The organism is Pseudomonas parafulva, assembly GCF_000800255.1.
In the GTDB taxonomy this organism is placed as follows: Bacteria; Pseudomonadota; Gammaproteobacteria; order Pseudomonadales; family Pseudomonadaceae; genus Aquipseudomonas; species Aquipseudomonas boreofloridensis.
Genome location: NZ_CP009747.1, coordinates 792562 through 806713, shown reverse-complemented (window position 1 = coordinate 806713; position 14152 = coordinate 792562). Strand labels below are relative to the sequence as shown.

Genomic DNA, 14152 nt, shown 5'->3' with positions numbered 1-14152 from the left:
CAGTGGGTACGACACGGGCGTCGCCGACTGAAACGTTTCCGTTTCGCTCAACTGGCGGGCCTGATCGCCTTGATCAGATACTCCAGCGAATAGCCCAGACGCGTCGCCAACGCTGCCGCGCGGTCACCCACCGCGTCCTGATCCAGGCTCTGCTCGAGGTCCGCAGGTACCAGCAGGATCACGTTGCCCTCCTTGACCGGCAGTTCCCAGTAATGGCGGTGATACAAGCCGCGCAACAGCGCCGCCCCCAATGGCCGACCGTCATCGGCGGCCCATTGGTTGATCACCAGCCAGCCCCCCGGATTGAGCTGCTGCTGGCATTTTTCCAGAAAGCCCCACGCCAGGTGGCCAACGCCCGGCCCGTAGTCGGTATACAGGTCGACGAAGATCAGGTCGGCCTTTTCCGCCGTAGGCAGCAGTTCAAGTGCATCGCCGATGCGCACGTACAGGCGCGGATCGTCGTCCAGGCCCAGGTACTCCATGGCCAGACGCGGCACATCCGCGCGCAGTTCGATGGCTTCGACGTCTTCCAGCGGCAGGAATTTCAGACAGGCCTGGGTCAGGGTGCCGGCGCCCAGCCCGAGAAACAGCGCGCTTTCCGGGTGTGGGTGGCACAGCGCGCCGACCAGCATCGCCCGGGTGTAGTCGTACTCCAGCCAACTCGGATCGGCGGTGAAGGTGCAGCTTTGCTCGATGGCGTCACCGAACTCGAGGAAACGGTAGTCTTCGACCTCGTAAACGCTGATGACCCCGTAGGCATCCTCAACCCGGGCCAGCCGCCGCTCTTCCCGATCCATCGCCATCGCCGCCACCTGCCCGCGCAAAACCGGCATTGTCCGCCAATGCCTGCAGTGCAACAAGCCGGCGGGCAACTGTTAACATGGCCAGCATGCCCGTACCGACCTGACCGAGCCGATGATGAACCGACCCTGGACCCCCGACAGCTGGCGCGCCTTGCCGATCCAGCAGCAGCCGATCTACCCCGATGCCGCACACCTGCACAAGGTCGAGCAGACCCTGGCCAGCTATCCGCCGCTGGTGTTCGCCGGCGAAGCCCGCGAACTGCGTCGCCAGTTCGCCGAGGTCACCCAGGGCCGCGCGTTTCTGCTGCAAGGCGGCGACTGCGCCGAGAGCTTCGCCGAATTCTCCGCCGCGAAGATCCGCGACACCTTCAAGGTGCTGCTGCAGATGGCGATCGTCATGACTTTCGCCGCCGGCTGTCCGGTGGTGAAGGTCGGGCGCATGGCCGGGCAGTTCGCCAAACCGCGCTCGGCCAACGACGAAACCCTGGGCCAGGTCACCCTGCCCGCCTATCGCGGCGACATCGTCAACGGCATCGGCTTCGACTCGGCCAGTCGCATTCCCGACCCCGAGCGCCTGCTGCAGGCCTACCATCAGTCCACAGCCAGCCTCAACCTGCTGCGCGCCTTCGCCCAGGGCGGCTTCGCCGACCTGCACCAAGTGCACAAGTGGAACCTGGACTTCATCGCCAACTCGGCGCTGGCCGAGAAGTATCATCAACTCGCCGACCGCATCGACGAGACCCTGGCCTTCATGCGCGCCTGCGGCTTGGACAGCGCGCCGCAACTGCGCGAAACCAGCTTCTTCACCGCCCATGAGGCGCTGCTGCTCAATTACGAAGAAGCGTTCGTGCGCCGTGACAGCCTGACCGGCGACGCCTACGACTGCTCGGCGCACATGCTGTGGATCGGCGACCGCACCCGCCAGCTCGACGGCGCTCACGTCGAGTTCCTGCGCGGGGTGCACAACCCGATCGGGGTCAAAGTCGGCCCCAGCATGAACCCTGAAGAACTGATCCGCCTGATCGACGTGCTCAACCCGGACAACGACCCCGGTCGTTTGAACCTGATCGTGCGCATGGGCGCGAACAAGGTCGGCGACCACCTGCCACCGCTCATTCGTCATGTCGAGCGCGAGGGGCGCCAGGTGCTGTGGAGCTCCGACCCGATGCACGGCAATACCATCAAGGCCAGCAGCGGCTACAAGACGCGCGACTTCGCGCAGATCCTCGACGAGGTGCGGCAGTTCTTCCAGGTGCACCAGGCCGAGGGCAGCCACGCCGGCGGCATTCATATCGAGATGACGGGGCAGAACGTCACCGAGTGCATCGGCGGCGCGCGCCCGATCACCGAAGACGGCTTGTCGGACCGCTACCACACCCACTGCGACCCGCGGCTCAATGCCGACCAGTCGCTGGAGCTGGCGTTCCTGATCGCCGAAACCCTCAAGCAGGTGCGTCGCTGAACACAGCCCAAACCGGTTCGATCCGGGCGCCAGCCGCGATCGACGTCGAGGGCGGTCTTTACCGAGCCTTTACCCTGACCTGACCGCGCTTGACCTTGCGCACCCTAGACTGGGCTCATCCGGTAACCACCGGCCTGAAAAAGGAGAAACACCCATGCGCAAGACCCTGACCGCACTGATGTTCGCTGCCGCCCTGCCGACCGTCGCCATGGCCATGCCTGAACCCGGCCCGCACGGCGAAGGCCCTCATCACCGTGGCCCTGCGGCTTTCGCCCAGCTCGACCTGACCCCGGAGCAGCGCCAGCAGATCGGCCGGCTGATGGGCGAGCAGATGAAACAGCGCCGCGAGATCACCGAGCGCTACCTGGACAAGCTGCCGGCCCCTGAACAGAAGGCCATGAAGGACGAGATCAAGGCCGGTCACGACAAGACCCAGACCCAGATCCGCGCCCTGCTCAAGCCCGACCAGCAGAAGCAATTCGACGAACTGCAAAGCAAACGCGCGGCCGACAAGGCCGAGTGGGAGCAGTTCCAGGCCTGGAAAGCTGAAAAAGCCGCCAAGGCCCAGTAAGCTGCACGTTCGACGCCCGGCCCGCACTCCAGCGGGCCGGGCCTTTTCATGCCTGGGAGGTACTCGTCTTGCGCTCACTGTTCTGGCGCATCCTGGCCAGCTTCTGGCTGGCCATCGCCCTGGTCGCCGGCCTGTCGATCCTGCTTGGCCACATGCTCAATCAGGATGCCTGGATCCTCAGTCGTCACCCGGGCCTCAACACCCTCGCCAGCCGCTGGGTCCAGCACTACGAGCAGGAAGGCCTGCAAGCCTCGCAACGTTTCCTGGAACGGCGTAAACAGCGCTACAAGATCGACGTCCAGGTGCTCGACGACAGTGGCGATGCCGTGGTGCCCGGTACCTTCCCGCGGCGCGCCGAAGACTTCGAGCGCCGTCAGCACAATGACGAGCGCCTGCCCTGGCGTCGCCTCACCGAGGAGTACACCAGCCCCACCACCGGCCAGACCTACCTGCTGATCTACCGCATTCCTCATCCGGAACTGATGGCTTGGCACCGCGAGAGCCTGATCTGGCCGCTGAGCGCCCTGGGCATCGCGCTGGTGGTGCTGACGTTGTTCAGTTTGCTGGTCACCCTGTCCATCACCCGTCCGCTGAGCCGTCTGCGCGGCGCGGTGCACGACCTGGGGCAAACCACTTATCAGCAGAACAGCCTGGCGCAGTTGTCGGTCAGACGCGACGAGTTCGGCGTACTGGCCAACGACTTCAACAAGATGGGCGCGCGCCTGCAAAGCCTGATTTCCAGCCAGCGCCAATTGCTGCGCGACGTGTCCCATGAGCTGCGCTCGCCGCTGGCACGCCTGCGCATCGCCCTGGCCCTGGCCGAACGGGCCGAGCCCGAGCAGCGCCAGACGCTCTGGCCACGACTGACCCGCGAGTGCGATCGCCTGGAAGACCTGATCAGCGAGATTCTGGTGCTGGCCCGGGTCGATGCCGAGCAGGCGCACCCAGAGCCGGTGGACGTCAACGCACTGCTGGGCAGTGTGCGCCGGGACGCTCAGCTCAGCGAAGCGGAGCAGGAGGTGCGCCTGGAAGCAGAACCCGGCTTGACCCTGCAGGGCTGGCCGACCTTGCTCGAACGGGCGCTGGACAACCTGGTACGCAATGCCCTGCGGTTCAACCCGGCGGGCCAGCCCATCGAAATCCATGCCCGCCGCGAGCACGAGCAGGTGCTGCTGAGCGTGCGCGACCATGGCCCTGGGGTAGCTCCGGAACACTTGCTGCACCTGGGCGAGCCGTTCTTCCGCGCGCCGGGGCAGCAGGCGGCGGGGCATGGGCTGGGCTTGGCAATCGCCCGCCGCGCCGCCGAGCGCCATGGCGGAACGCTGGTGCTGGAGAACCACCCACAAGGCGGGTTCGAGGCCCGGCTGGCGCTGCCGGTCACTCAGGCGCCCGTTTAAGGGCGCACGCCATCAGGCCTTGGTCACTCGCCCCAGGCGGTGACGAAGTCGGCGGTGTCCAGTACCGGCGGTGTGCGCGGCTCGCTAGTCGGGGTGCCCAGGTACAGATAGCCGATCAGCTCTTCATTGTCGGCCAGCCCCAGCCCCTTGTGCACATGGCTGTCGAAGGCCATGTCGCCGGTGCGCCACACCGCACCGATGCCTTGGGCATGGGCGGCGATCAGGATGCCGTGGGCCGCGCAACCGGCCGCCAGGCGCTGTTCGGACGCCGGCACCTTGGGATGCGCCTGCAAACGTGCGATCACCACCACCAGCAACGGCGCACGCAGCGGCATGGCCCGGGCCTTGTCCAGCGCAGCCTGGCTGGCATCGCCTTGGGCCTGAATCGCCTCGGCGAACAGCTCGCCCAACGCTTCGCGCGCCGCCCCCTCGATGGTCAGGAATCGCCACGGTCGCAGCTGCCCGTGATCCGGTGCACGCAGCGCCGCCTGAAACAACCCTTCACGCTGGGCCGCATTGGGCGCGGGATCGGTCAGGCGCGGCACGGAAACACGGTTGAGCAAAGCGTCGAGAGCCTCCACGGGCTACCCTCCTGGCAAATTGAAAGTGCCGCCATTCTCAGGTGCTCAGCCGCAAGCTTCAAGCTGCAAGCGGTCAGCCAACGCCGGCTCGCTTCAACTTGCCGCTTGCAGCTTGAGGCTCGCCGCTTAAAATGTCGCCCTTTCCCGTTTCGAGTCAGATCACATGGCGTTGCCGACCTTAAGGATCATCGCGTTCATCATCGGCATCTTCCTGATTACCCTGGCCGTGAGCATGGTCGTGCCCATGGCCACGCTGATGATCTTCGAACGCACGGCCGATCTGCCCTCGTTCCTGTGGTCGAGCCTGATCACCTTCATCGCCGGCCTGGCCATGGTGCTGCAGGGGCGACCGGAACACGTGCACCTGCGCCCGCGCGACATGTACCTGCTGACCGTCAGCAGTTGGGTCGTGGTCTGCGTGTTCGCCGCCCTGCCCCTGCTGCTGACCCAGCACATCAGCTACACCGACGCCTTCTTCGAAAGCATGTCAGGCATCACCGCCACCGGCTCGACAGTGCTCAGTGGCCTGGACAGCGTGTCGCCGGGCATTCTCATCTGGCGCTCGATGCTGCACTGGCTCGGCGGCATCGGCTTCATCGGTATGGCGGTCGCGATCCTGCCGCTGCTGCGCATCGGCGGCATGCGCCTGTTCCAGACCGAATCGTCGGACCGTTCGGAAAAGGTCATGCCGCGTTCGCACATGGTGGCCAAGTACATCGTCGCGGTGTACGTGGGCATCACCGTGCTCGGCAGCCTGGCGTTCTGGTGGGCCGGCATGAGCCTGTTCGATGCCATCAACCATGCCATGTCGGCGATCTCGACCGGCGGTTTCTCCACCTCCGATCTGTCCCTGGCGAAATGGGACATGCCGGCCGTGCACTGGGTGGCGGTGGTGGTGATGATCCTCGGCAGCGTGCCGTTCACGCTGTACGTGGCGACCCTGCGCGGCAACCATCGCGCGCTGTGGCGCGACCAACAGGTCCAGGGCCTGCTCGGTCTGCTGGTGGCCACCTGGATAGTGCTCGGCACCTGGTACTGGGCCACCACCGACCTGCACTGGCTGGACGCCTTCCGCCACGTGGCGCTGAACGTCACCTCGGTGGTCACCACCACCGGCTTCGCCCTGGGCGACTACAGCCTGTGGGGCAACTTCTCGCTGATGCTGTTCTTTTACCTAGGCTTCATCGGCGGCTGCTCCGGCTCGACCGCCGGCGGTATCAAGATCTTCCGCTTCCAGGTGGCCTACATCCTGCTCAAGGCCAGCCTCAACCAACTGATCCACCCGCGCGCGGTGATCAAGCAGAAGTACAACGGTCACCGCCTCGACGAAGAAATCGTGCGCTCGATCCTGACCTTCTCGTTCTTCTTCGCCGTGACCATCTGCGTCATCGCCTTGCTGCTGTCGCTGCTGGGCGTGGACTGGATGACCGCGCTGACCGGTGCCGCCAGCACCGTCTCCGGCGTGGGCCCGGGATTGGGCGAGGTGATCGGCCCGGCCGGCAACTTCGCCAGCCTGCCGGATGCGGCAAAGTGGATCCTGGCCGGCGGCATGCTGCTCGGTCGCCTGGAGATCATCACCGTGCTGGTGTTGTGCATGCCGGCGTTCTGGCGCCATTGAGCGACGCCTCCAGGCGCGCCCGGTACTCGCTGGGCGTGGCGTCGAACCAGCGACGGAAGGCCCGGTAGAAATTGCTCGGGTCGGCAAAACCCAGCAGGTAGGCGGTTTCCAGCAAGGTCATGCCAGGCTGCGCCAGGTACTGCTCGGCCAATTCCCGACGGGTGTCGTCGAGCAGCGTCTGGAAGCTGGTGCCCTCCTCCTGCAACCGGCGCTGCAGGGTGCGCTGCGACAGGTGCAGGGCCTGGGCCACGGTATCGCGCTTGGGTTCGCCCTGCGGCAGGATGCGGCACAGGGTCTGGCGCACCCGATGGGTCACTCGGCTTTCGGAAAAGCGTGCCAGGTACTCGCCCGCGAAGCGGTCGTGCAGTATGGCCATCGCCTCGTTGGCGGTGGGCAGCGGCGCCTCCATGTCCGCGCGTTCCAAGACCAGCGCATCGTGCCGCGCGCCGAACTCCAGAGGCGCACGGAAGGCCTGTCGGTAGGGTTCGATGTCTTTGGGCTGCGTGCCCTGGATCAGCACCCGCCGCGGCTGCACCGGGCGGCCGCTGAGCCAGGCGCACAACGACAGCGCACAGGCCAGCGACGCCTCGGCGCTGTGGCGGGTCGGCGGCAGGTGATCGCCATGCACGGTGAGGGTCAGCGAGTAGCCTTCAGGGCCGAGGGTGAAGCTCAGGTCGGAGCTCTCGGCGATGATGCGCTGATAGCGCACCAGGCGCTCGAAGCCTTCTGCCAGGGTACGACTGGACATCAGCGCATAACCCACCACATGGAACGACGCCGGGCGCACCACCCGCGCCATGTTCAGGCCGATGGCCTGGTTCCCGGACAGCTCGACCGCCAGCAACCACAGGCGGGTCATGTCATCCTGTGGAAAGCGTGCATCCGGGTCGTCCAGCGCCGCGAAGTCCAGGCCCAACTGCTTGAACATGGCCCGGCAATCGAGTCCTTCGAGCTCGAGCGCTTTGACGATCCCTGAGGCCCAGCTGGCCGACGTGGTTCTTTCGCTCATGACAGGCTTCTTGTGCTGACCGCTCCTGCGGTGATTCGAAAGGATACTCAAATGGCGCCAATTGTCACTGGTGGGCGCTCCCAGTGACTCTAGACTCGAAACAGGCTCCACGCCGTATACCCCGAACAAAAACGCAGCGGCGAGAACCCCGCCATGAACAGCACGACGCAGTTTCGCAGTTTCGCCGAGTTCTATCCCTACTACCTCGGCGAGCATGCCAACCCCACCTGCCGACGCCTGCACTTCGTCGGCACCAGCCTGGTCATCGCACTGTTGGCGTATGCCATCGGCAGCGGTCAGTGGCTATTGCTGCTGGCCATGCCGGTGGCCGGCTATGGCTTCGCCTGGGCCGGGCACTTCTTTTTCGAGAAGAACCGGCCGGCCACTTTCACCTATCCCCTCTATAGCCTGACCGGCGACTTCGCCATGTTCCGCGACATCCTGCGCGGCAAGATCAGCCTCTGAGCACGGGTCTCAGACCAGCTCGCGCAGCGCCGCCAGGCGCTCGCTTTCCTGGGCTTGCGCCTCGGCCAACCGATACAACTCGATATGACCGTCCCAGTGCTCGATGAGCGCGGTGCACGACTCGACCCAGTCGCCGCAGTTGAGGTATTGCACATCGCCCACCTGACGAATCTCGGCGTGATGGATATGCCCACAGACCACGCCTTGAAAGCCGCGCCGGGTGCACTCGTGGGCAATCGCATCCTCGAAATCGCTGATGAAGTTCACCGCGCCCTTGACCTTGTGCTTGAGGTACGCCGACAGCGACCAGTAGCCATAGCCGTAACGGGCGCGCCAGTGGTTGAGCCAGCGGTTGAGCACCAGGGTGAATTCATAGGCGCGGTCGCCGAGAAAGGCCAGCCAGCGGTGGTAGCGGGTGATCACGTCGAATTGATCGCCATGCACCACCAGCAGGCGACGGCCGTCAGCCGTGAGGTGTTCGGCCTCGTCCACCAGTTGGATGTTGCCCAGGATCAGCCGTGAGTAACGGCGCAGGAATTCGTCGTGGTTGCCGGTGACGTAGATCACCTCGGTACCGCGTTTGCTCATGGTCAGCAAGCGGCGGATCACATTGGTGTGAGCCTGCGGCCAGTAGACGCCGCTGCGCAGCTTCCAGCCGTCGATGATGTCGCCGACCAGATAGATGCGATCGGCCTGATACCCCTTGAGGAACTGCGACAGGTGCTCGGCCTGGCAGTCACGAGTACCCAGGTGCACGTCGGAGATCCACAGGGTTCGCACGCGTTGCTTGCGTGACGGGCGGAGCAGTTCGGCGTGTGTCATCGGGCGGCCTCCGGCGTTGTTTGCAGGAGACTGGCAGGTGCGGATGACAGGTTGGTGGCAGTTGTGTGACGAGTCACCGCTGCCCACCGACACCCCCTCAGCGGTCGTTGTGGCCCAGGTCGCGCTGCGGGTCGATGCCATCGCGCACCCGCTGCTTGAGCACCTTGGCTTCGGGGAAGCCGCCGTCGGCCTTGCGCTCCCAGAGCTGTCGCTCGTTGCAGGTGATGCGGAACACACCGCCGCTGCCCGGCTGCAGCGTGACCCGGCCCAGGTCGTCAGCGAAGGTGCTGAGCAATTCCTGCGCCAACCAGGCGGCGCGCAGCAGCCACTGACACTGGGTGCAATACTCGATGACGATTTCGGGCTTGGCATCGGCCATGGTCAAACGTCTCCTGCTGAAATGGGCCGCTTATACTAGCGGTCTTTGCCCACGGTTTTGAGACTCACGATGCGCCGTCTGCTGTTATGCCTGTTGCTGACCCTCACCCCGCTTGTCCTGCACGCGGCCGACGCGCCCCGGCCCAAGGTCGGCCTGGTGCTGTCCGGCGGCGCCGCCCGAGGCCTGGCCCACATCGGCGTGCTCAAGGCCCTCGAAGAACAGGGCGTGCGCATCGACGCCATCGCTGGCACCAGCATGGGGGCGGTGGTCGGCGGGCTGTACGCCTCGGGCTACAGCATCGAGGAACTCGAACACCTGGCGCTGACCCTCGACTGGCAGCAGGCGCTGTCCGATGCGCCACCGCGCAAGGACGTGCCGTTCAGGCGCAAGCAGGACGACCGCGACTTCCTGGTCAAGCAGAAGCTCAGCTTTCGCGACGACGGCAGCCTGGGTCTGCCGCTGGGGGTAATCCAGGGCCAGAACCTGTCGCTGCTGCTGGAAAGCAAGCTGGCCCATACCGCCGACATCCGCGATTTCGACAAACTGCCCATCCCGTTCCGCGCCGTCGCCACCGACATCGCCAGTGGCGAAAAGGTGGTGTTCCGCCGTGGCCACCTGCCGCAGGTGGTGCGGGCCAGCATGTCGATTCCAGCGGTGTTCGCGCCGGTGGAGCTGGACGGCCGCCTGCTGGTCGACGGCGGCATGGTCGACAACATTCCGCTGGATGTCGTGCGGGAAATGGGCGTCGACCTGGCCATCGTGGTGGACATCGGCACCCCGCTGCGCTCGCGCAAGCAACTGGCCACTGTGGTGGACGTGCTCAATCAGTCGATCACCCTGATGACCCGGCGCAACTCCGAAGAACAGCTGGCCAGCCTGGGCCGCGAAGACATTCTTGTGCAACCACCGCTGAGCGCCTTCGGCGTCACCGATTTCGGCCGCGCCCAGGACATGATCGACGCGGGCTACCGAGCCACCCGCGCCCTCGACGCGCGCCTGGCCGGGCTGCGCCAGGCCGGTGACGCCGAACTGGCCGTGGCCCGCTCACCGCGCCAGCGCACGCCGGTGATCACGGCGATCAAGGTCGAGAACGACTCGAAGGTCAGCGACGAGGTGATCCGCTACTACATCCGCCAGCCCATCGGCGAGCCGCTGGCGCTGGATCGCCTGCAAACCGACATGGGCACCCTGTACGGGCTGGACTACTTCGACCGCGTGCAGTACCGCGTGGTACACAAGGGCGACGACAATACCCTGGTGATCAATGCCCGTGGCCGGCGTGGCGGCACCGACTACCTGCGTCTGGGCCTGAACCTCTCGGACGACATGCGCGGCGACAGCGCCTTCAACCTCGGTGCCAGCTACCGCGTCAATGGCATCAACCGGCTGGGCGCCGAATGGCTCACGCGCGCGCAGATCGGCGACCAGCAGGAGCTGTACAGCGAGTTCTACCAACCGCTGGACGTGGGCTCGCGCTACTTCGTCGCCCCCTATCTGTCCCTGGGTTCGCAGAACATCGAAGCCACCCTGGACAACGATCCGGTCGCCGAGTACCGCCTGGAACGCTACGGGTTCGGCCTCAACCTGGGCCGACAGATCGGCACCTACGGCGAAGTGCGACTCGGCGTCGGCAAGGCCTGGGGCGAGGCTGAGGTGCGCATTGGCGATCAGAGCCTGCCCAAAGTCAGCTTCAACGAGGGCTTCTACGAACTGAAGTACTCCTTCGACACCTTCGACAACGTCTACTTCCCCCACAGCGGCGAAGACATCGGCCTGAGCCTGCGCAAGTTCGACCGCTCGCTGGACTCGGACAGCGACTACCGCCAATGGCAGTTCCACCTGGATAAAGCCTTGAGTTACGGCGCCAATACCTGGGTGTTGGGTGGCCGCTACGGACGCACCCTGGACGATACCGAGGTGGTGACTTCCAGCTTCGTGCTCGGGGGAGCCAGGCAACTGTCGGGGTTCCGCCAGGATTCGCTGTCAGGCCAGAACATCAGCCTGATGCGCATGGTGTATTACCGCCGGCTGACGCCTCGGGCCTATGTGCCATTGGATCTGCCCTTGTACCTGGGCGGGTCGCTGGAGCGTGGCCGCGCGTGGAACAACGACAACGACTTCGACAGCGGCTACATCAACGCGGCCAGCGTGTTCCTGGGACTGGAGACGCCACTGGGGCCTTTGAACATCAGCTACGGAATCAACACCGAGCATCAGAAGGCGGTGTACTTGAATTTGGGCAGCAGCTTCTGAGTGTCGACGGGCCCGGCCAAAGAAATGGAAAAAGCGGATGGGGCCGCCATCCGCTTTTGCGTGCGCGCGCGGGTGCGCCGTTGAACCTCAAGGCTTCTCCAGGTTGCCGAGAATTTTCGCATGCACCCGCATGCACACGTCCAGGTCTGCCTCGTCGACGCCGGTGAACAGCTCCGCGCGCAAGGCGTTGGCGATGGTCTCGATCTGGTCGATCAGCGGCTTGGCCGGCGGACACAGCAGGATTTTCTTGGCGCGGCGGTCTTCCATGACGGCCTGGCGACGGACCAGCCCCTGGTTTTCCAGGCTGTCGAGCAGTCGCGCCAGGGTCGGACCTTCGACGCCGACGCTCTGCGCCAGCTCGCGCTGGGTGGGTGCTTCGCTGAACCGGGCCAGGTGCAGCAACACCAGCCAGCGCGCCTGGGACAGATTGAGCCCGGCCAAACGACGGTCCAGTTCGGCACGCCAGCCTCGGGACATCTGTGCCAGCTGCATGCCGAAGCGGTGTTGATTGTCGGTGAGGGGCATAGGCAACTCGTGGATGGAAACTAATAGTTAGTCAGCTAATCATGCCCCACAGGATCAGGCAAGGCTCAGCCTGTGGGAATGCGCCGAAAATCGACGCAGAGCATGACGCCGGTCAGCTCAGAGCTCGAACTCGGCCGCCAGTGCTGCGCGTACGCAGTACAGCACGCCTTCCGGCACCCGCTGCGCGAACTGTGGCAACAAGGCCGACACCGGTGGCAGCTCGCCTTCGCCGTCGAGGAAGGCGTCCTGAATTTCCATCATCAGCTCCTCGGGCAGGTCCAGCGCCTGCTCAAGGCTCAGTTCCTGACGACCGATGGCCTCGGCCAGCAGGCTGTACACATTCTTCTCGCTGCACGCCAGTTGCCCGGCGATCTGCGCCGGCGTCATCCCCGCACGGGCCAGACTGACCAACTCGTGGCGCAGGTCGAGCACCACCTTGGGCGCCTCCTCGGTGCCACCGGCGCCGTTGAGCACCTCGAGGAAGGCCTGGCCATAGCGCTCCAGCTTGCGTGCACCGACGCCGCTGACCTGGGCCATGTCGCTGAGGCTGGTGGGCTGGCTGCGCAACATCTCCAGCAAGGTGGAGTCGGGGAAGATGACGTACGGTGGCACGCTGTGCTCCTCGGCCAACTTGCGCCGCAGGGTGCGCAGCGCCTCCCACAGCTCGCGCTCCTCGACACGCACCAATTGGCTGGCCGGGCTGCCGCCACCGCTCGAGGACTTGGCGACTGTTTGCGGCTTGAGGTCGCGGCGCAGTTGCAGGTTGACCTCGCCGCGCAGCAGCGGCCGGCACGTGTCGGAAAGCCGCAGGCCGCCGTAGCCTTCCAGATCGATGTCCACCAACCCGCGCGCCACCAACTGGCGGAACAGCGAGCGCCATTCGTGTTCGCCCAAGGCCTTGCCGACGCCGAACACCGAGAGCTTCTCGTGACCGAAACTGCGCACCTTCTCGTTGTCCTTGCCCAGCAACACATCGACCAGATGCCCGACACCATAGCGCTGTCCGGTGCGGAACACCGCCGACAGGGCCTGGCGCGCGGGCTCGGTGGCATCCCAGGTCTGCACCTGGTCGACGCAGTTGTCGCAATGGCCACAAGGCTGCTCCAGCACTTCGTCGAAGTACGCCAGCAGCGCCTGACGACGGCAGCGGGTTTCCTCGCACAGCGCCAGCATGGCATCGAGCTTGTGCTGCTCGACACGCTTGTGGCGCTCGTCGCCTTCGGAGTTCTGCAGCATCTGCTTGAGCATCACCATGTCCTGCAGCCCATAGGCCATCCAGGCATCGGAGGGCAGGCCGTCACGGCCGGCACGTCCGGTTTCCTGGTAATAGGCCTCGAGCGACTTGGGCAGGTCGAGGTGGGCGACGAAGCGCACGTTGGGCTTGTCGATGCCCATGCCGAAGGCGATGGTCGCGACCATGATCAGCCCTTCCTCGTTGAGGAACCGGTGCTGGTTGGCCGACCGGGTCTCGGCGGGCAGGCCGGCATGGTACGGCAGCGCCGGGAAGCCTTGCTCGCAGAGGAAGGCCGCCGTCTCGTCGACCTTCTTGCGCGACAGGCAATAGACGATACCGGCGTTACCCCGACGCTCGGCGAGGAAGGCCATCAATTGCTTGCGTGGCGATTCCTTGGGCACGATGCGGTAGAAGATGTTGGGCCGGTCGAAACTCGACAGGAACCGCTCGGCGCCCTGCAGGTGCAGGCGCTGGACGATTTCCTCGCGGGTCCGCATGTCGGCGGTGGCGGTCAGGGCGATACGCGGCACATGGGGGAACAACTCGGCGAGCTGACCCAGTTGCAGGTACTCGGGACGGAAGTCGTGCCCCCACTGCGACACGCAGTGCGCTTCATCGATCGCGAACAGGGCGATGTCCAGGTCGCGCAGGAAGTCCAGCATGCGCGGCTGCACCAGGCGCTCAGGCGCCAGGTAAAGCATCTTCACTTCGCCGCGGCGCAGGCGCGCGGCCAGGTCGCGCTGCTGCTCGGCACTCAAGGTGGAGTTCAGCGCCGCCGCCGCCACGCCGAGTTCGTCGAGGGTGGCGACCTGGTCGTCCATCAGCGCGATCAGCGGCGACACCACCACGGTCAGGCCGTTGCGCAACAGGCCGGGCACCTGGAAGCACAGCGATTTGCCGCCGCCGGTGGGCATCAGCACCAGCGCATCGCCACCGTTGGCCACGCATTCGATGATCGCCGCCTGGCGACCCCGGAAGCTGTCGTAGCCGAAGATGTCCTTGAGGACGCGCTGAGCCTGTTCGAGCATTTGCC

Annotated in this window: 13 protein-coding genes; 6 read left to right on the top strand and 7 right to left on the bottom strand. The window is 65.4% G+C overall.

Features of this window, described 5'->3' with window-relative positions:
* Positions 1–47: 47 nt before the first annotated feature.
* Positions 48–803 (bottom strand): spermidine synthase, encoded by a 756-nt coding sequence (locus NJ69_RS03550; protein ID WP_029612951.1) that lies wholly within the window; start codon positions 801–803, stop codon positions 48–50.
* Positions 804–918: 115 nt separating this feature from the next.
* On the opposite strand from NJ69_RS03550, the gene NJ69_RS03545 reads away from it, so the two are divergent.
* From NJ69_RS03545 to NJ69_RS03535, 3 genes are all read left to right on the top strand, one after another.
* Entirely contained in the window at positions 919–2265 is a 1347-nt protein-coding gene (locus NJ69_RS03545; RefSeq protein ID WP_039576261.1) for a class II 3-deoxy-7-phosphoheptulonate synthase, read from the top strand.
* Between the two features lie 154 nt (positions 2266–2419).
* Positions 2420–2836 carry a Spy/CpxP family protein refolding chaperone gene (locus tag NJ69_RS03540; RefSeq protein ID WP_039576259.1) on the top strand — a complete coding sequence of 139 codons (417 nt, stop codon included), beginning with the start codon at positions 2420–2422 and terminating at the stop codon, positions 2834–2836.
* Between the two features lie 68 nt (positions 2837–2904).
* Positions 2905–4233, top strand: coding sequence for a sensor histidine kinase (locus NJ69_RS03535; protein ID WP_039576257.1), 1329 nt, complete (start codon positions 2905–2907; stop codon positions 4231–4233).
* 23 nt (positions 4234–4256) lie between these two features.
* Here NJ69_RS03535 and NJ69_RS03530 read toward each other — a convergent pair whose 3' ends face one another.
* The gene (locus tag NJ69_RS03530) at positions 4257–4814 is read right to left on the bottom strand and encodes a nitroreductase family protein (protein WP_039576256.1); all 558 of its coding nucleotides are present in this window, start codon (positions 4812–4814) and stop codon (positions 4257–4259) included.
* 163 nt (positions 4815–4977) lie between these two features.
* Between NJ69_RS03530 and NJ69_RS03525 the strand changes: the two genes are divergently transcribed.
* Complete coding sequence (locus tag NJ69_RS03525) at positions 4978–6432, top strand: TrkH family potassium uptake protein (protein ID WP_039576254.1); 1455 nt, start codon at positions 4978–4980, stop codon at positions 6430–6432.
* Here the strand turns inward: NJ69_RS03525 and NJ69_RS03520 are convergent.
* On the bottom strand, positions 6389–7441 hold the full coding sequence (locus NJ69_RS03520; RefSeq protein ID WP_039576252.1) for an AraC family transcriptional regulator: 1053 nt from the start codon (positions 7439–7441) through the stop codon (positions 6389–6391). The two genes, NJ69_RS03525 and NJ69_RS03520, sit on opposite strands and share 44 nt — an antisense overlap.
* A gap of 153 nt (positions 7442–7594) precedes the next feature.
* Between NJ69_RS03520 and NJ69_RS03515 the strand changes: the two genes are divergently transcribed.
* Positions 7595–7906 (top strand): DUF962 domain-containing protein, encoded by a 312-nt coding sequence (locus NJ69_RS03515; RefSeq protein WP_039576250.1) that lies wholly within the window; start codon positions 7595–7597, stop codon positions 7904–7906.
* A 9-nt stretch (positions 7907–7915) separates the two neighbouring features.
* Here NJ69_RS03515 and NJ69_RS03510 read toward each other — a convergent pair whose 3' ends face one another.
* Together NJ69_RS03510 and NJ69_RS03505 are read right to left on the bottom strand one after the other, a co-directional pair.
* Complete coding sequence (locus NJ69_RS03510) at positions 7916–8728, bottom strand: UDP-2,3-diacylglucosamine diphosphatase (protein ID WP_039576249.1); 813 nt, start codon at positions 8726–8728, stop codon at positions 7916–7918.
* 97 nt (positions 8729–8825) lie between these two features.
* Positions 8826–9107, bottom strand: coding sequence for a SelT/SelW/SelH family protein (locus tag NJ69_RS03505; protein ID WP_039576247.1), 282 nt, complete (start codon positions 9105–9107; stop codon positions 8826–8828).
* A gap of 69 nt (positions 9108–9176) precedes the next feature.
* On the opposite strand from NJ69_RS03505, the gene NJ69_RS03500 reads away from it, so the two are divergent.
* The gene (locus NJ69_RS03500; protein WP_039576244.1) at positions 9177–11360 is read left to right on the top strand and encodes a patatin-like phospholipase family protein; all 2184 of its coding nucleotides are present in this window, start codon (positions 9177–9179) and stop codon (positions 11358–11360) included.
* An 87-nt stretch (positions 11361–11447) separates the two neighbouring features.
* Here NJ69_RS03500 and NJ69_RS03495 read toward each other — a convergent pair whose 3' ends face one another.
* The gene (locus NJ69_RS03495) at positions 11448–11885 is read right to left on the bottom strand and encodes a MarR family transcriptional regulator (protein ID WP_029612943.1); all 438 of its coding nucleotides are present in this window, start codon (positions 11883–11885) and stop codon (positions 11448–11450) included.
* A 117-nt stretch (positions 11886–12002) separates the two neighbouring features.
* The gene (recQ, locus tag NJ69_RS03490) at positions 12003–14147 is read right to left on the bottom strand and encodes a DNA helicase RecQ (protein WP_039576242.1); all 2145 of its coding nucleotides are present in this window, start codon (positions 14145–14147) and stop codon (positions 12003–12005) included.
* Positions 14148–14152: the final 5 nt, after the last annotated feature.

Coding starts and splice junctions, on each gene's coding strand:
- NJ69_RS03550 (WP_029612951.1), bottom strand. CDS start 803: ATGGCGATGGATCGGGAAGAGCGGCGGCTGGCCCGGGTTGAGGATGCC.
- NJ69_RS03545 (WP_039576261.1), top strand. CDS start 919: ATGAACCGACCCTGGACCCCCGACAGCTGGCGCGCCTTGCCGATCCAG.
- NJ69_RS03540 (WP_039576259.1), top strand. CDS start 2,420: ATGCGCAAGACCCTGACCGCACTGATGTTCGCTGCCGCCCTGCCGACC.
- NJ69_RS03525 (WP_039576254.1), top strand. CDS start 4,978: ATGGCGTTGCCGACCTTAAGGATCATCGCGTTCATCATCGGCATCTTC.
- NJ69_RS03520 (WP_039576252.1), bottom strand. CDS start 7,441: ATGAGCGAAAGAACCACGTCGGCCAGCTGGGCCTCAGGGATCGTCAAA.
- NJ69_RS03515 (WP_039576250.1), top strand. CDS start 7,595: ATGAACAGCACGACGCAGTTTCGCAGTTTCGCCGAGTTCTATCCCTAC.
- NJ69_RS03510 (WP_039576249.1), bottom strand. CDS start 8,728: ATGACACACGCCGAACTGCTCCGCCCGTCACGCAAGCAACGCGTGCGA.
- NJ69_RS03505 (WP_039576247.1), bottom strand. CDS start 9,107: ATGGCCGATGCCAAGCCCGAAATCGTCATCGAGTATTGCACCCAGTGT.
- NJ69_RS03500 (WP_039576244.1), top strand. CDS start 9,177: ATGCGCCGTCTGCTGTTATGCCTGTTGCTGACCCTCACCCCGCTTGTC.
- NJ69_RS03495 (WP_029612943.1), bottom strand. CDS start 11,885: ATGCCCCTCACCGACAATCAACACCGCTTCGGCATGCAGCTGGCACAG.
- recQ (WP_039576242.1), bottom strand. CDS start 14,147: ATGCTCGAACAGGCTCAGCGCGTCCTCAAGGACATCTTCGGCTACGAC.